General features: G+C 35.1%; 22 protein-coding genes and 1 tRNA gene. 22 read left to right on the top strand and 1 reads right to left on the bottom strand.

Annotated elements, in window-relative coordinates; genetic code table 11:
- Positions 1–105: 105 nt before the first annotated feature.
- The 14 genes from thrA (at position 106) to ACR1PO_RS06880 (ending at position 13,785) form a co-directional block, all read left to right on the top strand.
- Complete coding sequence (thrA, locus tag ACR1PO_RS06945) at positions 106–2,553, top strand: bifunctional aspartate kinase/homoserine dehydrogenase I (RefSeq protein ID WP_433986290.1); 2,448 nt, start codon at positions 106–108, stop codon at positions 2,551–2,553.
- A gap of 8 nt (positions 2,554–2,561) precedes the next feature.
- Positions 2,562–3,488, top strand: coding sequence for a homoserine kinase (locus tag ACR1PO_RS06940; RefSeq protein ID WP_433986289.1), 927 nt, complete (start codon positions 2,562–2,564; stop codon positions 3,486–3,488).
- A gap of 5 nt (positions 3,489–3,493) precedes the next feature.
- The gene (gene thrC, locus ACR1PO_RS06935) at positions 3,494–4,798 is read left to right on the top strand and encodes a threonine synthase (RefSeq protein ID WP_433986288.1); all 1,305 of its coding nucleotides are present in this window, start codon (positions 3,494–3,496) and stop codon (positions 4,796–4,798) included.
- A 4-nt stretch (positions 4,799–4,802) separates the two neighbouring features.
- Complete coding sequence (gene folB / locus ACR1PO_RS06930) at positions 4,803–5,171, top strand: dihydroneopterin aldolase (RefSeq protein ID WP_332385390.1); 369 nt, start codon at positions 4,803–4,805, stop codon at positions 5,169–5,171.
- 35 nt (positions 5,172–5,206) lie between these two features.
- Positions 5,207–6,571 (top strand): DUF4403 family protein, encoded by a 1,365-nt coding sequence (locus ACR1PO_RS06925; protein WP_332385389.1) that lies wholly within the window; start codon positions 5,207–5,209, stop codon positions 6,569–6,571.
- 40 nt (positions 6,572–6,611) lie between these two features.
- Complete coding sequence (locus tag ACR1PO_RS06920; protein ID WP_332385387.1) at positions 6,612–6,824, top strand: hypothetical protein; 213 nt, start codon at positions 6,612–6,614, stop codon at positions 6,822–6,824.
- Positions 6,825–6,882: 58 nt separating this feature from the next.
- A tRNA-Cys gene (locus ACR1PO_RS06915) sits at positions 6,883–6,953 on the top strand.
- Positions 6,954–7,778: 825 nt separating this feature from the next.
- Complete coding sequence (locus ACR1PO_RS06910; RefSeq protein WP_332385308.1) at positions 7,779–7,946, top strand: hypothetical protein; 168 nt, start codon at positions 7,779–7,781, stop codon at positions 7,944–7,946.
- Between the two features lie 24 nt (positions 7,947–7,970).
- Positions 7,971–8,123 carry a hypothetical protein gene (locus ACR1PO_RS06905; protein ID WP_332385307.1) on the top strand — a complete coding sequence of 51 codons (153 nt, stop codon included), beginning with the start codon at positions 7,971–7,973 and terminating at the stop codon, positions 8,121–8,123.
- A 65-nt stretch (positions 8,124–8,188) separates the two neighbouring features.
- Positions 8,189–8,881, top strand: coding sequence for a hypothetical protein (locus ACR1PO_RS06900; RefSeq protein ID WP_332385306.1), 693 nt, complete (start codon positions 8,189–8,191; stop codon positions 8,879–8,881).
- A gap of 209 nt (positions 8,882–9,090) precedes the next feature.
- Entirely contained in the window at positions 9,091–9,459 is a 369-nt protein-coding gene (locus ACR1PO_RS06895) for a CPBP family glutamic-type intramembrane protease (protein ID WP_433986287.1), read from the top strand.
- Positions 9,460–9,554: 95 nt separating this feature from the next.
- Entirely contained in the window at positions 9,555–10,637 is a 1,083-nt protein-coding gene (locus tag ACR1PO_RS06890; RefSeq protein ID WP_433986286.1) for an HlyD family secretion protein, read from the top strand.
- A gap of 59 nt (positions 10,638–10,696) precedes the next feature.
- Entirely contained in the window at positions 10,697–12,856 is a 2,160-nt protein-coding gene (locus ACR1PO_RS06885) for a peptidase domain-containing ABC transporter (RefSeq protein WP_433986285.1), read from the top strand.
- 701 nt (positions 12,857–13,557) lie between these two features.
- Positions 13,558–13,785 carry a glutathione synthase gene (locus ACR1PO_RS06880; RefSeq protein ID WP_433986284.1) on the top strand — a complete coding sequence of 76 codons (228 nt, stop codon included), beginning with the start codon at positions 13,558–13,560 and terminating at the stop codon, positions 13,783–13,785.
- 777 nt (positions 13,786–14,562) lie between these two features.
- On the opposite strand, the gene ACR1PO_RS06875 is transcribed toward ACR1PO_RS06880, so the two are convergent.
- The gene (locus ACR1PO_RS06875; RefSeq protein ID WP_433986283.1) at positions 14,563–15,003 is read right to left on the bottom strand and encodes a hypothetical protein; all 441 of its coding nucleotides are present in this window, start codon (positions 15,001–15,003) and stop codon (positions 14,563–14,565) included.
- A gap of 239 nt (positions 15,004–15,242) precedes the next feature.
- Here ACR1PO_RS06875 and ACR1PO_RS06870 point away from each other — a divergent pair, with 239 nt between their 5' ends.
- The 8 genes from ACR1PO_RS06870 (at position 15,243) to ACR1PO_RS06835 (ending at position 24,536) form a co-directional block, all read left to right on the top strand.
- The gene (locus tag ACR1PO_RS06870; RefSeq protein WP_332385300.1) at positions 15,243–15,794 is read left to right on the top strand and encodes a glycine zipper domain-containing protein; all 552 of its coding nucleotides are present in this window, start codon (positions 15,243–15,245) and stop codon (positions 15,792–15,794) included.
- Between the two features lie 54 nt (positions 15,795–15,848).
- The gene (locus ACR1PO_RS06865) at positions 15,849–17,489 is read left to right on the top strand and encodes an LIC_10190 family membrane protein (RefSeq protein WP_491701019.1); all 1,641 of its coding nucleotides are present in this window, start codon (positions 15,849–15,851) and stop codon (positions 17,487–17,489) included.
- Positions 17,490–17,533: 44 nt separating this feature from the next.
- Entirely contained in the window at positions 17,534–18,604 is a 1,071-nt protein-coding gene (gene aroC, locus ACR1PO_RS06860) for a chorismate synthase (protein ID WP_002976685.1), read from the top strand.
- 17 nt (positions 18,605–18,621) lie between these two features.
- Entirely contained in the window at positions 18,622–19,185 is a 564-nt protein-coding gene (locus ACR1PO_RS06855) for a thioredoxin family protein (protein WP_332385297.1), read from the top strand.
- A gap of 9 nt (positions 19,186–19,194) precedes the next feature.
- On the top strand, positions 19,195–19,734 hold the full coding sequence (locus ACR1PO_RS06850; protein WP_374462832.1) for a TlpA family protein disulfide reductase: 540 nt from the start codon (positions 19,195–19,197) through the stop codon (positions 19,732–19,734).
- A gap of 83 nt (positions 19,735–19,817) precedes the next feature.
- Complete coding sequence (locus ACR1PO_RS06845; RefSeq protein ID WP_332385296.1) at positions 19,818–20,159, top strand: YkvA family protein; 342 nt, start codon at positions 19,818–19,820, stop codon at positions 20,157–20,159.
- A 121-nt stretch (positions 20,160–20,280) separates the two neighbouring features.
- The gene (gene pyrF, locus ACR1PO_RS06840; protein WP_433986281.1) at positions 20,281–21,660 is read left to right on the top strand and encodes an orotidine-5'-phosphate decarboxylase; all 1,380 of its coding nucleotides are present in this window, start codon (positions 20,281–20,283) and stop codon (positions 21,658–21,660) included.
- A 53-nt stretch (positions 21,661–21,713) separates the two neighbouring features.
- Entirely contained in the window at positions 21,714–24,536 is a 2,823-nt protein-coding gene (locus tag ACR1PO_RS06835) for an aminopeptidase (RefSeq protein WP_433986280.1), read from the top strand.
- The last annotated feature ends 83 nt before the right edge of the window (positions 24,537–24,619 follow it).

Raw genomic sequence — 24,619 nt, 5'->3', positions numbered from 1 at the left:
ACTACCCCATAACGGGGTAAATTTTCACATATAATTTCCGGTACCCGTACTCTTTTTTCAGAGAGTAGCCACTTCTTTTTTTATCCAACTTCAAATAAATAATTGATGAAAGTTTTAAAATTCGGCGGAACATCAGTCGCCCATTCTCAGAATATCTTACTGGTGGAAAAAATTATAAAAAGTGAATCTTTAAAAAACAGGGTTGTTGTAATTGTATCAGCGCTTCATGGTGTTACAGATCAATTGATCAAAGCAGCTGAAAATGCTTCTGTAAAAGATGAAAAGTATATACAGATTATCAGAGACCTTGAAGAAAAGCATATTAACTTAGTGAAAGAACTTTTCCCAATTGCGGAACAAAGTTCGTGGCTGAGCTTTGTAAAAAAACATTTCAATGATATTGAAGATCTTTGCAACGGAATCTCTGTACTTGGTGAGCTTACTGCCAGAATCAAAGATAAAATTGCATCTTACGGAGAATTTCTTTCTTCAAAAATTATTGCAGCGAGATTACAGCATGAAGGGTTAGACTGCATTTGGATGGACTCTGCAGACCTTATCAGAACAGACAGCAATTTCACTCACGCAAAAGTAGATTTCAGTTTTACTGAAAAGAATATTGTAGGTTTTCTCAGTGAAAAGCAGAACCGTATCATCGTAGGCCCCGGTTTTATAGCCCGCGATGAAAAAAATAATGCGACAACACTGGGAAGAGGCGGTTCAGATTACACAGCTTCTATTATTGCAGCTTCTGTTCATGCGGAAGAGCTCCAGATATGGACTGACGTCAGCGGAATGATGACTGCAGATCCCCGTCTTGCTTCCAATGCCAAACCTATTTCAGAAATATCTTATCATGAAGCGATGGAGCTGTCGCACTTTGGGGCAAAAGTGCTTTATCCACCTTCCATTCAGCCTGTCATGGTGAAAAATATTGACCTGATCATCAAAAACACTTTTGCCCCTGATGCTCAGGGAACTTTAATTTCCCATCAGCTGAAATCTTCTGAGAACGGAAGGCAGGTTGCAGTAGGAATTTCAAATATGAACCATATTGCCCTGCTTACACTGGAAGGCAGCGGAATGGTTGGAATTCCCGGTATTTCGGCAAAATTATTCCAATGCTTAAGTCAGGAAAAAATAAATATAATTCTGATTACCCAGGGATCTTCAGAACATTCCATCACTGTTGCTATTGAAGAAAAAGATGCTTTACGTGCTGAATATTCGATCAACAGTTCCTTTGCTGATGACATCAACCTGAAAAGAGTTTTTCCGGTAAAAATTGAGACCGGTCTTTCCATTGTAGCTTTAGTGGGAGAAAATATGAAAAGCAGAAGCGGGGTCAGTGCAAAGATGTTTGGATGTCTCGGAAATAACGGTATCAATATACGAGCTATTGCACAGGGATCTTCGGAAAGAAATATCAGTATTGTCATTTCAGAAAAAGACAGCAAAAAAGCAGTGAATGTACTTCATGAAGAATTCTTTGAATCTGAAATCAAGCAGATCCATCTTTATATCTGCGGAACAGGGAATGTAGGTTCAAAACTGGTTCAGCAGATTTATAACCAGAATGATTATTTAAAGGAAAATTTTTTAATCAATCTGAGAATTGCAGGAATTTCCAACAGTCGTCATATGTTATTTGCGGATCAGGGGATATCCCAGGAAAACTATCTTACCTGGAATCAGCAGGGGCAAAAAGCTTCTGCCGGAGAATTTGCTGAAGAAATAATCCGGAGGAATCTGAGAAACTCTGTTTTTGTTGATGTTACGGCAAGTCCTGATGTTCCGGAAATTTATGAAAATTTATTAAAGAGAAGTGTGAATATTGTGGCCTGTAATAAAATTGCGGCTTCCTCAGATTTTAAACAATATAAAGCATTAAAAGATACCGCAAGAAATCACAACTGCAATTTTTATTTTGAAACCAATGTAGGTGCCGGACTTCCGGTTATAGGAACCATTAACGACCTGATCAAAAGCGGAGATAAAATCCAATCTATTAAAGCTGTACTAAGTGGGACATTGAATTTTGTCTTTAATGAGTATGACGGCAGCAGAACATTTTCTGAAGTGGTAGCACAGGCCCAGAAGGAAGGATACACAGAGCCGGATCCGAGGCTTGATCTTTCCGGAAAGGATGTGGCAAGAAAAATTTTAATTCTGGCAAGAGAGGCCGGATATCCGCTTCAGTTTGAAGAAATTGAAAATATCAGTTTTCTGCCGGAGGAATGCATGCAGGGAAGTGTTGATAATTTTTATGAAAAGCTTACAGTGTATGAAGATCATTTTAAAAGCTTATTGAATAAAGCCAAAAACGAAGGTAAAATACTGAAATATGTTGCAGAGTTTGAAGATGGAAAAGCTAAGGTGGGATTACAGCATATTGCTCCCGAAAGTGATCTGTTTCACCTTTATGGTAAAGATAATATTGTCATTTTCAAAACATTGAGATATTCTGAGCAGCCACTGGTTGTAAAAGGAGCCGGTGCCGGAGCTGATGTAACAGCAAGCGGAGTTTTTGCAGATATAATCCGTTCTATTTAAATAATATTATGAAAAAAGTAAAATTAAAAGTGCCGGCTACTGTAGCCAATCTGGTGTGCGGATTCGATATTCTGGGAATGGCCGTACATGAACCTTATGATGAGATGGAATTCAGACTGCTGGACACTCCGGACATTATCATAAAACATACCGACGCCTTCGGACTTCCTGAAGAGCCTTCCGGAAATGTTGCAGGCATCGTCCTGTTGAAAATCCAGGAATATTTTAATCTGAAAACCGGTTTTGAAGTAATCATCCACAAACATATAAAGCCTGGAAGCGGGCTCGGCTCCAGTGCGGCAAGTGCCGCCGGAGCCGCCTTTGGAGCCAATTTATTATTGGAAAACAAATTAACAAAGGAAGAAATGGTTCATTTTGCCATGTTTGGAGAAGAACTCGCTTCAGGTGTACGGCATGCAGATAATATTGCACCCTGTATCTATGGAGGAATTACCCTGGTAAAATCAACAAACCCGATTGATATTATTCCGCTGAGCTGCCCTGATCTGTTTGTGACTGCCGTACATCCGCAGGTGGAAGTCAAAACTTCAGATGCCAGGCAGATTTTAAAGAAGAATATCACTCTAAAAAGCGCTGTTGAGCAATGGGGGAATATTGCCGGACTCATAGCTGGAATTCAGAAAAACGATATCCCATTAATTGGACGAAGTCTCAACGATGTCATTATAGAGCCTATCCGCAGTATTCTCATTCCGAAATTTGACGATATCAAAAAGATGAGTTTACAACTGGGTGCTTTGGGAGGAGGAATTTCCGGTTCCGGGCCTTCCATTTTCATGCTGTCAGAACAAAAAGAAACGGCAGAAAAAATGGCTCAGATGATGAAATCAGTCTATGATAAAATTGAAATAGAAAGCTTTGTATATGTCTCAAAAATAAATCCGGCAGGAATTCAAATCATTGAAGAAAAATAACAGAAATGAAATATTATAACTTAAAAGATTCTCAGGAAAAAATAAATTTCAAAGAAGCAACCATAAAAGGTCAGGGAAAGGAAAAAGGATTATTTTTCCCGGAAAGCATTCCTCAGTTTAACGAAGAATTTATCCGGAATCTTCATCAGTATTCCCATGAGGAAATTGCATACAGATGTATGAAAGACTTTGTTGGAGATGAAATTCCGTCAGAAATACTCGAAGAAATTGTAGCGGAAACCGTCAGTTTTGAGATTCCCTTGGTAAAGATCAGTGAGCAGATAGCCATTTTAGAATTGTTTCATGGTCCTACTCTTGCCTTTAAAGATATCGGAGCAAGATTTATGAGCCGCTGTCTGTCTTATTTTCTGAAGGATGAGCAGAAAAAAGTTACTGTTCTTGTAGCCACTTCCGGAGATACAGGAGGTGCTGTTGCGCACGGTTTTTATAAAATCCCACAAATCAATGTGGTCATTCTTTATCCAAAAAACAGAGTAAGCCCGGTTCAGGAAAAGCAGTTGACAGCATTAGGAGAAAACATTTCTGCACTGGAAGTGAACGGGAGCTTTGATGATTGCCAAAACCTTGTTAAACAGGCTTTTTCAGACGAAGAAATCAATAAACAGTTATTTTTGACTTCAGCCAATTCTATCAATGTTGCGAGATGGCTTCCCCAGCAGATTTATTATTTAATCGCTTTAAAACAGTGGATCCAGCAGTATAAGGAACAGCCGGTCATTTGTGTACCGAGTGGAAATTTCGGCAATATCTGCGCCGGACTGCTCGCTCATTTCAGAGGTTTGACAGCAAGCCATTTCATTGCTGCCTGTAATGCTAACCAGGTCATTCCGGATTATTTTAAAACTCAAAAATACCAGCCACAAAAAACTGTAGCTACCTTATCGAATGCCATGGATGTAGGCAACCCAAGCAATTTTGTAAGAATTTTAGAGCTTTTCGGACACGAATTTGAAACCTTAAAAAATAAAATATCTGCGTATTCCATTAATGATGACCAAACGATGAACACCATCACGGAAGTTTATGAGAAATATGGATACATCCTGGAACCCCACAGTGCGGTTGCCTATACTGCTATGGCACAGTATCTGCAAGAAAATCCGGAACAGAAGGGATTTATCCTCGGGACAGCCCATCCGGTAAAATTCCCTGCTGCAGTGGAAAAAGCAATCCATACCCAGATTGAAATTCCGGAGTCATTGAACGAGTTGATGAAAAAGGAGAAAAAAACTGTAGAAATAAATTCAGATTTTGAAGAATTAAGACGATTTTTGCTTCATAAAACCTGAAACAATGAGCAAGATATATCTTGAAGATGTAAGAATATATGCGTACCATGGTGTACTTCCGGAAGAAAATATTATCGGAACGTATTATATTCTGAACGTAGAACTTCATACCGATCTGTGGAAAGCAGCAGAATCCGATGATTTGCATGACACCATAAGTTATGCCGACATCAATGATATCCTTCATGGCGAAATGAAAATAAAATCCAGGCTACTGGAACATGTAGCCGGAAGAATGATCACAAAAATTCACAGCAGCTTCCCACAGGTTGATTATATTAAATTAAAAATCACCAAAACAGCTCCTCCTATGCAGGGAGAAATGAAAGGAGCCAGCATTGAGCTGGAAAAGAGTTTTAAACCGGAAAATTAAAATTCTTATTTTCGTTGATTAAAAAAACATTCAAATTGAAATTCTTCAAAATATTATTTTTAGTGGCAGGGATCAGCGCTTTTGGTCAGTCAGGCGTTGATAATCAGTTGGCGGCTTACAACTTTCCAAAGATAAAGTCCAGTATCACGATGCCCGTGACCATTCCTCTTTCTGAACTGAGCAATATGATCAATGCTTCTGTGAAAGACCTTGTTTATCAGGATGACTCTTATACAGACAATAATAATGATCAGTTTAAGGTAAAAGTCTGGAAAACAAGACCTATCCGCCTGGTAGGTGGAACAAGTCAGAATTTACTGATTGAGGTTCCATTAAAAATATGGGCAGAAAAAGGAATTGGTACATTAGGAGTATATACGTATCAGAATACCACTTTTGAGACGGTAATGTCTTTCAATACAACAGTTACTTTTAAAAATAACTGGACTATCACTACAAACACCCGTCCCAATGGCTTCAGATGGGTAACCAAGCCTGTTCTTGATTATGGAAGAATACAGATTCCCATTACCGCTCTGGTTGAAAAAAGCTTAAAAGAGCAGCAGGAGAAATTCTGCAAAACAATAGATCAGCAGATGGCGACACAACTCAACTTCCAGCAATACGCCCTAATGGCCTGGAATACTTTTCTGCAGCCTTTCAATATCTCTGAAGAATACAATACATGGCTGAAGGTAAGCCCGGTAGGAGTTAATATTACCCCTCTGAAATTTTATGGAAATCAGATCAATGCCACGCTTGGTGTTGATATTTATTCCGAAACTTTCACGGGAAGCAAACCGGCTGCCTCTTCCCCGGTAACCAGCGTTGCCAATTTTAATACAACACCTACTGTTGCAGACAATTTTATCTTGCAGACCACAGCCAATATTCCTTTTACAGAAGCAAGTAATATGGCTAGAAAAACTTTCCTGAACAAAGAATTTGATGTACGTGATTCTAAAGTAAAAGTAACAGATATCAGAGTTTATGGTGTAGATAACAGAGTAGTTATAGAAGCACAAACAGACGGCTACATAAAAGGAACTTCCATTATTTCAGGAATTCCGGTATATGATGAAACAAAAAGAAAAATTGTTTTATCAGAAACCAAATTTAAGCTGAAAACCAACAATATTCTGCAGAAAACGGCTTCTCTTCTCTTCCAGGGGAAAATCGTAAAAATGATTGAGGAAGAATATGGCATCCCAACCCAGGAACTGGAAGAGACTTCAAGAAAAAGTATTGAAGAAGCCTTTAACAAGGAGTATTATAAGGGTTTAAAAATGAACGGAAAAGTTTTCAATCTTAAGCCCAGCAAAATATTACTCAGCAATACAGGAATCACCGCCATTATTGATACGAATGCTTCATTAAAACTTCTTGTCAACGGATTTTAAAATCTCAATAAAACACAAACTAAAAAACTAATAACCAATCATGAAAAGAATTCTAAATGTTGTTGAATACAATAATGCTTCGTCATACAGAAGTCTTTCCAGAATTGTTCCCTTTGACGGTCTATCATTTCTTGGTGTAAACGGATGGCATGACAGCTTGAGTGAAACAAGAGTAATTAACCTCAAAAATTATCAGGCTGAAATTCAAGCAAAAAGCGAAATAGAAGCTCTTGGAAAGAAAGAAATTGCTTAAAAACTTTTGTTCATAAAGAAATTTTACTATATTTGCACACCTGAAAAATGGTAAAAATGGTACTTTGGCCGAGCGGCTAGGCAGTGGTCTGCAACACCATCTACAGCGGTTCGAATCCGCTAGGTACCTCAGAAAAAACCTCTAAATTATTAGAGGTTTTTTTGTTTTTATCCCTTTTAATTTTTTTCAAATATTCCATTCTTTTATCATTAAAACTACTTATAAAAAAACAGTAAGCCTCTTTATGATACCTTTTGAAAGAACGACCGGAACCAATAGAGATGTTGCAGCAGCCAGCCCGTAAATCAGCCCCCATAGAGAAAGTGTTTTATGAATTCTGCTTAAAATTTATCCGTCAGGAAATTTTAATGTAGTTTTTGGGCTAATTGTTGTCAATAAATAACTTACTTCTGTTTTCTTAGTTCATAATTCCATAAGAATAAATATTAACTTATTTTTTTTCACAAATGAAATACGTTGTACTTTTCATTAGCATTACATGTCATATTGTATTCCATAGCTCCAAACGGGGTTTTGTTTTGGGCGGATGCTTATGAATGAAACGGTATCCGTATACACAGAAGTTTCATTACGAAGCCTCAGCCTGCTGTGATCTGCCAGCTACAAAAAGACCCTTTGGGAGTCGTTCTGGATGATACGACCGGAAAATTGTGGATATCCTATTTTTTAGACGTTTTTAAACTACAATGATGTTCATTTATCTTTACATTATTTTCTTCTGTACGTTTCAGGATTATGGCATATTTGTACGGAAGATAGCTGCATGACTCCGCAGCATTTCTTTATAAGAGATTCCAAATAGTGTTGTATAATGTAAAAACACAAATATTTTCCTTTTCATAATGCGCAGTATGAAAAGTCTAAATAGTGCTGATCAGCAAAAAAAACATGTCAGGGATCGTATGACAAAAAATTAACTTTAAAATTAAACAAATGAAATTAAAAAGTTTAAGTTTAGTAGAACTAGATGTTCAAGAAAGTATGGAGATAAATGGAGGCAGTGGCCCAGGAACTGGATATGGAACTGTTAATCCGAAAGACTGGAAAAAAGTAGTTCATGCCATTGGTGATTTCATAGATGGATTTATGGAAGGATTATAAGTATTAACCTAAAAAAATAAAATTATGAATAATTTACAAGAATTAAGTTTAATCGAATTACAAACAATAGACGGAGGTCACGATGGAATGGCTCATGATGTTGGTGTAGCTGTAGGAAAAGCTGTAAAACTCGTTGGAGGTGTTCTGGTCCTTGTTGCAATATTTACAGGATCTTAAAGAATTTTAAAGAATGTCTATGAATCTTTTTTTCATAGACATTCTTTCCAAAGAAATACATAATAATGAATTTTTATAATGTTTTTGATGTAAAAAAATCTTTTACAAAAATTCCATTACAAGGAAAAATTAAAAAAATATTTATTTCCTATCTATTAATTTTATTTTTTATTGCCATTTCTATAGTTTTAATACATATTATTGATTATCTCGTCACAGAAATACTGCATTACAATTCAATTTTATCTGAATTTAAAAAATCCCATGAAGACAGAAGTAAATATAGTGTTATAAAAATTGTACTAATAGCTCCAGTTATAGAGGAAATATTGTTCAGATTAGCTTTAAGAAGATCTAAATTGAATCTTGCAATATTTGCATCGTTTTTATACTTTGCAGCATTCTACAAAAGCTTTTATAAAATCAGCTTAGTGGATATAAATTTTTATTACGTTTTAACAACATCTTTTGTAGTTGGTTTTATTTTTTATTCTAAAAGTAATTATTTCCCTAAAATAAACTTAATAGAATTTAAAATGTTTACTATTATATCAATAACTTTATTTGGCTTAATGCATATAAATAATATTAAGCCTATTTTCAACTTAGTCCTTTTCTATCCTTTTTATGTTATACCACAAATGATTATGGCATATTTTATAACTAATATCAGATTGAAATTCAATTTTTGGTGGGGTGTCATTTTGCATTGTTTTATAAACCTTACAAGTATAATATTGCATACGATAACACAATAAAAATTCCATGTTATGAATTCATCCAAACTAAAAAATATTTTCTTAATTTTCGGAATCATCTATTTATTAGATGGATTTTATACTCTATTTTTTGAACCTAATAAATTATACAGTGTTTTAGGCTATTCAATTACCAAAAACCAGGAAATTTTCAGACAATTCATGACTGCATCTATTTTACTCGTTGCCTATTGGAAACAAAAAACCAAATGAAACTTACATACAATAAAGGAACTTTAATTTTTATAATTTCATTCACCTTAGCAGTACTAAATGGGTATTTTTTTAATTATATTAATGATGCATATTTACATTTTAATGTAAATTATAATAAACATCAAAATATTTCAAAAAATGAGCTCAATTTTATTGCAATTTGTATAGCACCTATTCTGGAAACTTTGATTTTCCAGCATATTTTGTATCTGATTCTTAAAAAAATTAAAATCAAAAATGATGTAATATGTATAATCATCATGAGCATTGTCTTTTCATCGATGCATTACTACAATTGGTTATATGGTGATGACATTTTTTGGAGGATTAATTTTAAATCATCTTTATGTCTATTATTATAAACATAATAATAAATACAGCTTTATTCTGACTGTTCTTTTCCATTCATTATTTAACCTTTACGGTTATCTATTTATAATGTAAAATTATTTTTTCAATGTTCAAAAAATCAATTTATATAGGAATATTAATTCTTGTAGTTACCTTCCTGTGCATTTTACCAATAATAAAAGTCCCCATTTCCTCTTCATCAAGAGGTGTGATACGATCTGTTCAGGAGAACACTAAAATTTCTGCTATTGTTTCAGGGAGAATTATTTATAGTAAACTAGAAAAAAATAATCAGGAACTCAAACAAGGTGATACATTGCTCATTGTAACAGCAGAGCAGCTGGATACTCAAAAGAATTTACAAAACAGCCAAAATTCAGATTATTCCGCACAATTGCAGGACTTAAATAAACTGACAAGAGGACAAACTTCAGGCTTACAAACCGGGCAATACCAAAGAGAATTATCTGCTATGCAGGAGAAAATTGCCCAGGTACAAACACAATTATCCTTGGCCCAAAAAAATTTTGATAGAGCAGCAACTCTTTACAATCAAGGGGTAGTCCCAAAAGCAGAATATGATAAATTTTTCTACAATCTTCAAGGACTTAAAAACCAGATTGCCGGAATAAGAGACCAACAGGTAGCCCAATGGCAAACGCAGAAAAGAGAGGTAGAAAGACAAATCCGTTCTCTAAGCTCAGAAGTGCAGCGTATTTGCCAGGAGCAAAAAAACTATATCATTACAGCTCCCGTTTCTGGGAGGCTTGTAAACTTCGCCGGAATACAGAAAAATAACTTTTTGACGCAAGGGCAAAGCATAGGAGAAATTTCGCCGGAAGTTTCTTTGGTTGCAGAATGCTTGGTTTCGCCAAAAGATATAGGCTTTATACATAAAAGCCAGAAAGTAAAATACCAAATCGATACTTATAACTACAATCAATGGGGATTATTGGAGGGCAAGGTTTCTGAAATTGATCAGAATATTAAAATTAATGAACAAACCGGAGAAGCTTTCTTTAGGGTAATCTGCCAAATGGATAAAAGCTACTTACAATTGAAAAACGGCTACAAAGGACAAGTTGACAAAGGAATGACTTTTACAGCACGTTTCCATCTCGTTGACCGTACATTATGGCAATTATTATTTGACCGTGTTGACGATTGGTTTAATCCTAAATTAAAATAAGCTTTTACGTAAAATACCGTGAAAACTTTTTACTATAATATTAAGGTTCTAACACACAAATGAAAAGAGATATATTCATAAAGCAACATGATATTAAAGATTGTGGTGCTGCTTGCCTTGCTTCTGTTGCCGTACACTACGGATTAAAAATGCCTATTGCTAAAATCCGACAAATATGTCATACTGATACAAGAGGAACAAATGTTTTAGGGTTAATACAAGGGTTGGAACAAATGGGCTTCAATGCAAAAGGGGTAAAAGGAGGAGTTGATGCTTTGCCGGAACTTCCATTGCCAGCTATCGCACACATTATTGTTAATGGACAAATGCATCATTATGTAGTCATTTACAAAGTTACAAAAGATAAAATTACAGTAATGGATCCTGCAAAAGGAAAATTGGAAGATTATAAAATAGAAGATTTTTCAAAAATCTGGACTGGTGTACTTATTCTTTTGGAACCCAATGAATATTTTGAGCAGAGAGACGAAAAAACAAGCCTATATAAAAGATTCTGGAACTTAGTTCAGCCACACAAAAGTATCTTAATCCAAGCTTTATTAGGCGCATTGGTCTATACTATTTTGGGGCTGTCAACCTCTATTTATATTGAAAAAATAACAGATTATGTTTTAATTGATGGAAACAAACGGCTTTTAAACTTGCTTTCCATAGGAATGCTTGTAATACTGCTGTTTCAAATATTTATTGGAGCTATGAAAAGTGTTTTGGTATTGCAAACCGGACAAAAGATGGACAAACATCTTATTCTAGGTTATTACAAACATTTGCTAAAACTCCCGCAGCGTTTTTTCGATACCATGAAAGTCGGGGAGATCATTTCAAGGGTGAATGATGCTGTGAAAATAAGAACATTTATCAATGATGTTTCCATACAGATTTTTGTCAATATTTTTATTATTATTTTTTCATTTGCTTTAATGTTCACCTATTACTGGAAGTTGGCACTAATTACAGCATTAGTGATTCCTTTTTATTTTTTAGTGTATTGGATTACCAATAAATTGAATAAAAAAGCAGAAAGACAATTAATGGAGGATAGTGCTGAATTGGAATCTCATTTAGTTGAATCAATCACTTCAGTGAAAACAATTAAACAATTTGGAGTAGAAACTTTTGCTAATAATAAAACGGATAATGCCTTTTCAAGATTATTAAAAACAATTTATGCTTCGGTAATGAATGCCTTATTTTCGGGAAACTCATCAGAGTTTTTATCCAGAATATTTACGATTGTATTACTTTGGGCTGGTTCAGGATACGTGATCGACAGAGTGATCACTCCAGGAGAATTATTATCATTCTATGCTTTAATAGGATATTTTACAAATCCTGTATCTCAATTAATCGGGATGAATAAAACTATTCAAAATGCTTTGATAGCTGCTGATCGCCTTTTTGAAATCATGGATCTGGAACGAGAGGAAAATACAGAAAAGTTAGATCTCATTAAAGAAAACACTGGAGACATACAATTTAAAGATGTAAGTTTTAGTTATGGAAGCAGAGTTGAAGTTTTTACGAATTTTAACTGCCTGATCAAAAAAGGTGAAACTACCGCTATTGTTGGAGAAAGTGGAAGTGGTAAAACTACCTTAGCTTCTTTGATTCAAAATTTATATCCACTCAAAACAGGAAAAATTATGATTGGTGATTATGATATTAATTATATTTCCAATTATTCATTAAGGAATTTAGTGTCTGTTGTTCCGCAACAAATCGATTTGTTCTCCGGAAATGTGATTGAAAATATTGCTTTAGGAGAAGAGTTTCCAGATATACAGAAGATTTTAAACATCACAAAAAACTTAGGTATATTAACTTTCGTTGAAAAATTACCCAATGGATTTCAAACTTATTTAGGTGAAAACGGGGCCTTATTATCCGGTGGACAAAAACAAAGAATTGCGATTGCAAGAGCTTTGTATAAAAACCCTGAAATTTTGATATTGGACGAAGCCACTTCATCATTGGATACTGAATCAGAAATGGTAATTCAAAATACTCTGCAAGAATTTAGAAATCAAGGCAAAACGATGATCATTATTGCTCATCGTCTAAGTACTATTGCCAATGCAGACAATATTCTTGTTATAAAAGAAGCACAGATTATAGAGCAGGGTAAACATCAAGAGCTTGTCACTAAAGATTCAGTTTATAAATCCATGTGGGAAAAGCAAAGTATAAAGCTGAACTAATCCAAAACTAAAATAATGATTGACTTAATACTTAAATTATTCTTGTTAATTCTAGATATTTTATCTTTTCTTAGCATATGCAAGTAGCTTTATTTAACTCAAATAATTTCCCGTCCAGCTGATAATTAATATTTGTAAATCCTTAATATTTCTTTTATTTATTACAAAACAAGCTCTCCGTTAAATAGGAAGAGCTTGGTAATAATGCAAAAAGTGATGATGGATAGAAAATTATCTGATTCAAAGATAGAGGATTTACCAGGGTACGTTTATGAGCAGCGTCATAATCAGGACAAAAAAAAATCCCCGGAAATTCCGAGGATAAAAACTAATAACCATGAAAACTCAAATTAAACATGAGTTACATTTCTATATTGAAAAATCGTGCCAAGAATTTCGATTTTAAGAAAAAAAATTCAATTCTTCATGCGGCACCATTTTTATCAATTCAGCATTTTAAACCAATTATAATGATACTTTAAAAACAGCCTCATAATTACCCATAATAATTTCAGATAAATCTAAAGCTCCCGCAAAAGTATTAAAAAAAAAATAATTTACATTTTAATAAAATAAAATTTACATTCAGGACATAAAATTTTTTAAATAAAATAAACTGATCGGCCATAAAAAAATTTTTAGTACCAAATTGGCACACTTTTGTTCTTAAAATAAATGAACCTACCTAAAATTAAATCATCATGCCACAGAAAATTTTTAATAAAGAGGATTTCACAAAGACCAATGAAAAAGAATATCAGCTGGAATATACGATCGGTGAAATAGGTGAAGGGGTTAATCTTATCGTGGAAAGACTGACTGAACAAGGAAAATATGAAATTGTTCAGGCGCCATTACGAAGATCTGATAACAAAATATTTATCGTTTGGGATTCCCCGTTTGATGGCAGAGTACTCTTTGATATATAAGTTAAAGAGGATCTATTATTATTAAAAAAAGCCCCCAGAAATGGAGGCCTCAAAAAACACAAATGATGAAAAAAAATTTTATATCAGAGATAAAAATTATTTATCTATTAATTCTTTATCAAAGATAAATCAGTCTTTTTTTTAATTTTATGAGTACAGTCATAAAATTATTATTTCTTTTAAATATAGGCCTTCCGTTATTTATCAAAAAGAGACAATAATAAAAAAATGGGAGTCCCATTCTCATTATTTGTAATATTTTACAAATTTTCTCCTATTGCACAACCTATTTAATTCCCCCCGGATAGATTACTCAGATATAATAAATGGCTTCCCGAAACAAGAAACCATTTTGATAAATATGGAACGAAAATGCATGTAATAAAAATACGTTTTCCGGACCAACATATATATGCGCAGAATCATAAAAGGCTATAAAAGAAAAGCCTCCGTTTGGAGGCCTAAAAAACACAAATGATGAAAAAAATCTATTTAGAAAAATCCAAACAGAATATTGTAGAATCATTGCAACGCATCTTTATCATTACATTTTCCGAGACAGAAAATATATACAATAAGTAAATTGAATGATGAATACTTCTCTAAGAATACGGACTTCATCCTGAAGAAAAATAATTTACATAATTAAAATCTATTAGTATTTATTTAATACAAAATACAATCAAATAGGATAAGCTAATAGCAGTTATGCAATTGAATTAATAATCTTCATTTCAAGAACAGGTAAATTTAACTAAATTTTGGGGTTCACAAGGTCTATTCCTCCCAAATAATCGGAATATACACTGTAATATATCCATCCGAATCTACCTGCGCATCCGAAACAGTAGCAACTACCGTTCCATACCCTACCCATCCACCTTGTCCCTGCATGGCAGAAAAAGTGTAGGTTCCTGCAGGAAGACCATCATAGTATTGCGGGACCGACTGGAATCCACCACTATAATAAGTATCATACACTTCTCCTGTAGCCATATTTTCAGCAAGAAAACTTCCTACATCATAATTGCCTGAAAGAATTTTGGTGCCGCTTTTTGAAAGAAGTCCATAGCGGATCTTATAAGTCTGTGTTTTTGGTGCTGTATCAGATAATTCTGCACCTTTTTTATTGTTATCGGCTATTTCCGCAGAGGAAAACGATGTTGCAACAGCCAGCAATCCGATACATGCTGAAACTGTAAAAATTGATTTTTTCATATTAAAAGTAATTTGGCCTTCAAAAATAAACAACTTATATGAATTTAATAAAAACTACCAGTGAATTAAAATTTACAAATAAGCCTGAAACCCTGCATCAACAGTACAAAATCAATTACATTCATGAATTTTCTCTCTTTTCCGTTATAATTTTAACATTTATTAACTAAATTTTGGCTTCATAATTGAAAATAGAATTAAAATCAAAGTCATTTGACTTTATGCTTAAAATTTGAATTATGAGAAAGATAGTATTGGCAGGTTTTTTATCCGTCTTTTTAATGACGGCCTGCAAGAAAGATGACAGCGTTGCCGAGAAATCATTGGAAGCACAGAAGCTTGAATTTCAGGCCAGACAGCTGGAAATAGAAAAACAAAAGCTGGCTATTGAAAAAGAAAAAATGGTATATGAAGCCCAGAAAAAAGCAGATAGTATATCAGAAAGCAAAAAAGCAAAAGTTGCTGCTGAAAATAATTCAAGACCAAGAGTGATCAGAGAAACACGAACAATATACAGAGACAGAAGTTCAAATTCCGGATCAGGAGGCAGTAACGGTACTTACGCCAATAACGGAAGCGGTACTTCACAGGGAACTACTCAGAAAAAAGGATGGAGTAAAGCGGCTAAGGGAACCGTCATCGGAACCGTAGGCGGAGCTGCTGTAGGAGCTCTTGTTGCGAAGAAAAACAGAGGACTGGGTGCTGTAATTGGCGGTGTTGTAGGTGGTGCTACAGGATATACTATTGGTAGATCTCAGGATAGAAAAGACGGAAGGGTACAACCCCGTTAATAAATATTTTCACAATAAAGATAAAGATTGCTTATTTTTAAGCAATCTTTTTTTATGCTACTGATTCTGTTTTCTTCAATTTTCATTATTCCGGTCTTAACAGGCTGGGGGGAAATCATGGAAAATTTATCGGGGATTTTATTTCAGGGAATCACCGGGAAGATCCTGTCCGGAATTCTTGCAATAAGCCTGACATGGACAATTATCTCTTTCTTTTTTCCCTTAAACATTTATATAGAAACTGCTTCCATACTCCTGGGGTTATTCCTATTTTTTAAGAATAAACTCTACCTGCAGCTTTATCATTTTTCAAAAAAAGATTTTACATTAATTGGCCTTGCAAGCCTCGTCATTCTATTCGCCGGAGCTTTCTATCCTTATATATCGGATCATTTCGGGTATTATATTCCAACGCTTGAATGGCTTACAGAATATGGATTGGTAAAAGGAATTTCCAATGTAGATCTCACCTTGGGCCAGATGTCTGTCTGGCATATTTTTCAGGCCGGATTTTCAAATTTTTCAGATCCGTTTCTAAGGATCAACACAATACTTCTGATCATTTATATATGGTATACTGTTGAAAGAAAAAACTGGATCCATCTCTGTTTTCTTCCGGCGCTGCTGCTGTTTTCACAATCTCCAAGCCCTGACCTTCCCGGTATTATTTTATCACTGATTATTTTAAATGAACTCATAACAGGAAACAAAAATACCTCTCTCCTTTTTGCCTTTTCAGCATTTGTTTTTGCAGTAAAACCAACGATGATATGGCTGCCTGTTCTCATACTCTTAAGCTCTGTTTTTATTTTGAAGAATAATTTCAAACATTTTCTTTTTGGCATTCTTATTCTTTTTTTATTCTTTATTAAGAATCTGTGGACATTCGGGTACCCCATCTTTCCTGTGGCGATAGGTGATCTGGGACTGTCCTGGAAACCCAATCCGGAAGTTTTAAAAATATCTTCAAAATTTGCAGTCATGAAAACCTATGATATGCAGTATTCTTATGAAGAAATTCAAAAATTTTCTGCTGTAGATCATATTAAAAACTGGTTTTCTCTTGAAGGGATTAAATCAAAAATCAATATCCTTTTTATTCTGAGTCTGGTTATTTTCATATTATTTACAGCCATAAAAAAAAGAAAGTTCATCACCTTCATCTGTATTTCCATATTGATAAAAAGCATGCTGGTTCTGGCTTTTTCAGCTCAATACAGATTTTTTCTGGATGTTTTTTTTGTGATATTCTTTGTTCTGTCCTATGAATATTTTAATCAAAAAAAATCCATTGTTGCTTTTTCTGTGCTCAGCTTATTTTTCATTTCAATGCTCTCTTTTCCGGAAATTATGCAGAAATATATTCCGAGTTTCCGTTCAGGAAGTTTGGCGGCCGGATTTGAAAAAGAACAGCTTTACAAGCCTTCAATCTATAAGTACCAGCGTTTTGACACCTTTAAAGTAGGGAATTTCAACTTTAATGTTATCCATAATTATCCTTACAGCTTTGACACTGCAATTCCTGCTATAACACCGGCTTATCTTCTCGATGATGCAAAAGCAGGTATTTTTCCACAACTTTCAGACAAGAATGATGTGAAGAAAGGATTTATCTGGAAAAAAATGTCCTCAAATGAAAAAAGAGAAGTCCAAAAGATTATCAATACTATCAAAATCACTTATAAACAGAACTAATCCTGAAACTTTATTATCTGAAGAAAAAACGGTAATTTTGTATCATGTTCAATACATTAGGTAATCTTCTTAGTCTTACAACATTTGGAGAAAGTCACGGAGTGGCTTATGGCGGTATCATCAATAATTTTCCGGCAGGTTTAACGGTAGATCTCGATAAGGTTCAATATGAACTGAACCGAAGAAAACCCGGCCAGTCAGCAATTGTTACACAAAGAAAAGAAAGTGACACTGTAAAGTTTCTTTCGGGAATCTTTGATGGGAAAACAACAGGTACTCCAATCGGTTTTATCATTGAAAATGAAAATCAGAAATCAAAGGATTATGATCATATTGCAGGCGCATATCGTCCGAGCCATGCTGATTTTACTTATGATCAGAAATTTGGCTTCAGAGATCATCGCGGCGGTGGAAAATCTTCTGCCAGAGAAACCATGAACTGGGTGGTTGCAGGAGCTCTTGCCAAACAGCTTTTACCAGATATTGAGATCAATGCTTATGTTTCCTCCGTAGGGGATATTTTCTGTGAAAAACCTTATCAGGCATTAGACTTTTCTCAGACAGAAAGCAATGATGTCCGTTGCCCGGATGCAGAAACGGCAGAAAAGATGATAGCAAGAATCAAAGAAATCAAAAAAGAAGGAAATACTATAGGAGGAACAATTACATGTGTGATTAAAAATGTTCCTGTAGGAATCGGTGAGCCTATTTTTTCAAAGCTTCAGGCTGAACTGGCAAAAGCAATGCTTAATATCAATGCCTGCAAAGGTTTTGAATATGGAAGCGGCTTCTGTGGAGCTAAAATGACAGGAAAGGAGCATAATGATGCTTTCAATACAGATTTCACTACAAAATCTAATCTTTCAGGAGGTATCCAGGGTGGAATTTCCAATGGAATGGATATTTATTTCCGGGTAGCCTTCAAGCCTGTCGCCACGATTCTGAGACCTCAGGACAGCATTGACAAGGATGGAAATCCTGTAGTGGTAGAAGGAAAAGGGCGCCACGATCCTTGTGTAGTTCCAAGAGCTGTTCCCGTGGTGGAAAGTCTTGCTGCATTTGTATTGGCAGACCTGTTTCTGATCAACAAAACAAGAAATATCAATAATTTTTAACATAAATCTTTTTGGTAATGAAAAATTACTGGGATAAAGGAATTTCTTTTGAAGAATATCTTCAGATTGCAAAAGAAAGATTGGAGCATCCTGCCAACCAACAGGAAGCTGACTATAAACAATATTATGAGCTGGGCCTTCAGAGAATGGACAGAACGGTAAAAAAATACGTTCCGGATGAAGATCAGCTGAAAGAACTTGCTGCCAAAAACTTTGACGGAAAGATCTTAATCATTTCTGAAGCATGGTGCGGAGACGCAAGCGCAACCGTTCCAGCTGTTTTCAGATTTTTTGAAGGACATAATGAAGTAAGGGTTTTCCTGAGAGACAGTGATAAGAGCTTAATCAATAAGTTTCTGACCAATGGCACGGAATCTATTCCAAAAGTCATTATTCTTGATAAAGACCTGAATGTAAAAAATTCCTGGGGCCCGCGTCCTAAATACGGATATGAGCTTTTGATGAAATATAAAGCAGATCCTGAAGCGTATCCAAAAGACACCTTCTATAATGATCTGCAGATATATTATGCTAAAAACAGAGGAAAAGATGCTGTTCAGGAAATTTTAGATCTGCTATAAAAAAGAGGTATGAAAAAAAATATCATTTATCTTGTATTAATCGTCATTATCGCTGGTATTGCTTTCATACCGGGAGTAAGAAATTTTTTAAAGGATACATTCTTTCCTGTCGCAACTATTGAAAATGCCGTACATATAAGTGAGGAAGATTATGATATAGAGCTTAAAGGCATTAATGCACCCAGTACAAACCTGAAAAATTTTAAGGACAAAGGTATTTTCCTGAACTTCTGGGGAACCTGGTGCCCACCCTGCAGAAAAGAATGGCCTTCTATTCAGAAACTGTATGATTCCAGAAAAGATCATGTAGATTTTGTACTGATTGCTATGAATGACAAAGAAGAAGATGTAAGGAAATTTTTGAAAGAAAATAACTATACCGTTCCTGTATATATTGCCCAAAGCCCGATTTCTGAGAAAATTCTTCCCAAGGTGTTCCCTACCACTTTCCTACTGGATAAGCATGGAAGAATCCTTATTAAAGAGGATGCTACAAAAGACTGGGACACAGAGACTGTGCATCAGTTCATTGACAATATTATCAAATAATACTTTAACTAAATTTTATAATTTGTTGGTACAGGATTTGCGAAATTTATAGCGTTGAAAAATTTATTAAATCCAAACACAAAATGAAATATTCAAAATTAAATCTTGCAAAAGAAGCCATCAGCCACAAAGGTTTTGTAAAAAAAATCCCTGATATTTTCAGAATGGTCAGAATGTGGAGAAAAGGAATTTATCCTATGAAATCCATAGATATTATTCTTCCCTTACTCGGAATTTTATATGTCATCTCTCCTATCGACCTGCTTCCTGAATTTGCCATACCGGTACTTGGAGTAATGGACGACCTGGCAGTATTGTCACTTACCATTCCTAAGCTCATCAAAGAGGTTGATAAATTTTTGTTATGGGAAGCCGAGCAAAAATACAGAGGCACTCAAGTTATCGATGCTGAAATCATAAAATAATAGTTTATTATATTTTTCACGCCATCCTGGTACATCCGGGATGGTTTTTTATTTACAAATGAGTGATAAATTTTTAAGCCTTATTTCAATTCCTTAAATTTGCAACATCTAATAAAAAATAATGGAAAGTAAAAAAGAATTCTTCTTAGAGTGCTACAAACTAGGCATCATCAAATTCGGAAGGTTTACCCTGAAAAGCGGTATTGAAAGTCCTTTTTATGTAGACCTGAGACCTTTGGCTTCAGATCCTAAAATTTTAAAAAATCTTGCTAATTATTTATTGGAAATGCTTCCGTTAGATAATTTTGATTTAATCTGTGGAGTTCCTTATGCTGCTCTTCCTATGGCAACTGCGATGTCTCTGGAAAGCTATATTCCATTAATTATTAAAAGAAAAGAGGCTAAAAGCTACGGTACAAAAAAACTGATTGAAGGAATTTACCAGAAAGGGCAGAACTGTCTGCTGGTAGAAGATGTGATCACTTCTGGAAAATCTTTACTGGAAACCATTCCTGAAATAGAACAGGAAGATCTTAAGGTTTCTGATATTGTTGTGGTACTGGACAGAGAGCAAGGCGGGAAACAGCTATTGGAAAGCAAAGGATACAGAGTACACACGCTTTTCAATATTTCGGAAGTATGCAATATTCTTCAGGAAACCGGAGAATTATCGGATGAAGAAGTAAAAAGAATCCAGGACTTCCTTCAGGGGAATCACATCCAGTTCGAAGAAGAAACCAGATCTTCTTATGAGCAGAAACTTCAGGCTGCACAGCATTCAGTTTCAAAGAAATTACTGGAAACAGCTTTGGCAAAAAAATCAAACCTTATTGCTTCTGCTGACGTTACTACAACTCAGGAGCTATTGGAGTTTGCTGAAAAAGTGGGTCCGCATGTGATTGCTTTAAAAACGCATATCGATATTATTTCTGATTTTGAATATGAAAAAACAATCACCACTTTGAAAGCTATTGCTGCCAAGCACCAGTTTTTACTGATGGAAGACAGAAAATTTGCAGACATTGGAAATACCCAGGAGCTTCAGTTCACAAGCGGGGTTTTCAAAATTACAAACTGGGCAGATTTTGTCACGTCTCAGGTTATCGGAGGTTTTGAATCTTTAGACTGTTTCAAAAATGTAGGAGTTGTAGCGATTGTTGGAATGTCGTCCAAAGGAACATTAACAACAGCAAGCTATCGTGAAGAGGCTTTAAAGGTAGCTTTATCTCATCCCAATGTAATCGGCGGGGTTTCTCAGAATAAACTTCCCGAAGAACTTTTATTATTCACACCAGGGATCAATCTGGCAGATTCCGGAGATGGAAAGGGACAGCAGTATAACACTCCTGAACATGTATTCAAAACGCTGCACACCGATTTTATTATCGTAGGAAGAGGAATTTACAAATCCGATGATCCTGAAGCCTCTGCGATCACTTATAAGACAGAGGGATGGAATGCGTATATTAATTCTTTGGAAAAAAAAGCAATTCAGGGTTAAAATGCTATAAAGTAAATACAAAATAAGTTATATTTGGGCTTTATCACGAATATTTGAAAAAGATCAGCATTTGCCTTATTTTGTTATGGGGAGTCGTACAGGTTTCTGCGCAGACAGACAGTATATACATTGAAGCTAAACTGTCTCCTGACAAAAAGAACCTTGAAGTCAGCCAGGAAATTGTTTATTACAATCATTCCGGAAAAGACCTGCAAACCATAAAACTTCTGAACTGGGTTTCCGCGTACAATAAACGGGGCACCTCTTTAGTCTACAGAAAACTGGAAGACCGGAATAATGATTTACATTTTGCGAAGAGCAGTCAATTAGGGAAACTTCTTGAACTGAATATTAAAGATTCTGAAAATGACGTTACCCCTGTCAATACGCTCTCAGATGAAAACCTTTTTATTCCTCTGAAAAGTGCACTAAAACCCGGTGAAAGTGTTTCTTTAAAGCTGCAGTATAAAATGCAGCTTCCCGATAAAATTTTTACGGGATACGGAACATCCGCTCAGAATATTTTATTAAAATATTTCTTTATTGTTCCGGATCATTTTGATCCGGACAATATTTCCAAAAGAAACTACCATGATATTGAAGAACAGGTAAGTTTCAATACTTTCTGGACCATCAACTTTGATATTCCTGTTGATAATTTTGTAGAAGGCAATCTTCCGCAGGTTCAGATGAACTCATTTAAGGGATACCTTGATTCAGACCCTGAATTCCTGGTTTCCACAACAGCCTTTCCTGCTATAAAAACCAATGTTGACGGAGAGGAAATAGATATCAAATTTGGATATAACCTGAGACCTGAGGAAAAACAAAACCTGGAATTTTATCTTCCTTTGCAATTAAAGTTCATTAAAGAACGCATCGGATTTCTTCCGAAAAGTATTTTTATTTCAGATAAATTCAGAGCCAAAGAAGATTTTTTCGGGAATAATGATATTACTTTCTGGAAATTCAGGTTCCGTTTATTTACCGATACAGAAAATACAGATCTGGATTATTTTGGGATCATGGCCAAGAAAGTTTTGGATGAAAAGGTAATTGCAGATAAAGAAAAAGATCACTGGTTTAAAAATGGTTTAAAATCTTATCTGGAAATTCAGTATCTCAAAAAGTTCTATGCTGATACAAAACTTCTGGGAACACTTCCTGAGACCAGAATTTTTGGCCTTAAACCATTAAAATTATTCCATGCTTCCAAGGTAAAACTTCTTGATCGTTACGGACTTTCCTATCAGTATATTATGCTGCAGAATCTTGACCAGAAGATTGACGAGCATTTTCCTGTTTTAAGTAACTTCAATGATATGGCTGTCAGCAGCTTTGAAACCGGGAGTCTTTTCAACTATTCGGCTGACAAAATGGGATATGACAGCTTTAATGAGATTGTAAAAAATTATATCTCCCGAAACTCAGGAAAGAAAATCAATCCTGAAGAGTTTCTGACAGATCTTTCTGAAAAAAATAAATCAGCGGCCTATCTCTCGGGCTTCTTCAAGCAGAAAAACAGGGTTGATTTTAAATTGAAAAATATCAGAAAAGAAAATGATTCCCTGCAAATAAGAATTATAAAAAATACGGACCTCTCTATTCCGGTAAAATTACAAACAGAAACCAGAGAAGGAGAAAAGAAGGAATACTGGGTAGACACAGAGGAAAATGAACGTGTTTCCACTTTATCCCTGCCTGCATCAGAAAATATCTATAAAGTCACTTTAAATAACGGTTATATTTTCCCTGAATCCAATTACCGGGACAACTTTCTGTATGCAAAGGGACTGTTTTCCAATGCAAAAAAAATTAAACTTAAATTAATAAAAGATATTCCTAACCCGGAATACAATGAAATTTACATCAGCCCAAGAGTACGTTTCAACAATACTTACGATAAATTTCTTTTGGGAATTAATTTGAAAAATCAGTCTTTATTTGATCAGAAGTTTCTGTACTCCGTTACGCCAACCTACAGTACCGGAACAGGAAAATTAACAGGGTCCGGAGCTGTATCCTACTCTTTTCTGCCTGCTGAAAGCATCATCCGGAGTCTGACATTCGGTGTTTCCGGCTCATACTTTCATTATGATTATAATCTGGCGTATAGAAAAACATCCATATCTTCCTCTATCAATTTCAGAAAGAATCCGAGAAGTACAGTAAGCAGAGGTATAGGAGTTTCCTATAATTATTTTGAAAGAGACCTGAGTCCTCAAATGATCGCTAATAATGACTACAGCAAATATAATCTCTGGAGTATCGGATACGGCTATAGCGACAGCCAGATGATTCATGAAAAAAGTTTTAGTTTGAGCGCTCAGGGAATGGAAGATTTCAACAAAATAACCGCTGAAGGCTTCTACAGATGGGAGTTTGCTCCTAAGCAAAAACTCAGTTTACGTTTGTTTGCCGGATATTTCTTAAGAAACAATACCCGGAATAACCTTTTCAATTATGGAATTTCCAGGGTTTCCAACTATTCCTTCTCTTATACTCTTTTAGGGGAAAGTGCCAGCAGCGGTCTTCTTTCACAGCAGTTTATACTGGCTGACGGTGGTTTTAAATCTTTTCTGCCCGGATCGGTAAACCAATGGATCACCTCTGCCAACGTAGATTCTAGTGTATGGAAAATATTCCATGTGTATGCTGATGCGGGGGTTTATAAAAATAAAGATCTTCCAGCCAAGTTTATATGGGACACCGGAGTTAAAGTAAGGATCATTCCGGATTTTCTGGAAGTGTATTTCCCGATACAGTCTTCTTTAGGATTTGAACCTTCATTCAAGGATTATGGAAAACGTATCAGATATACATTAATTCTCAATCTCGGTTCCATTATTAACGCAGCAAGAAGAGGCTGGTATTAATAGTAAAATTATTGCAGATTCTGTTGGTCTATTAAATTGGCAGAAAACACTTATATAAAATAAAAGAACAGCTTATAAATATT

Origin of the sequence: Chryseobacterium amylolyticum (genome assembly GCF_051011775.1) — a bacterium.
Classification (GTDB): domain Bacteria; phylum Bacteroidota; class Bacteroidia; order Flavobacteriales; family Weeksellaceae; genus Chryseobacterium.
The sequence above is the reverse complement of the archived record's forward strand: the minus strand, read 5'-3'. Positions and strand labels throughout refer to the sequence as shown.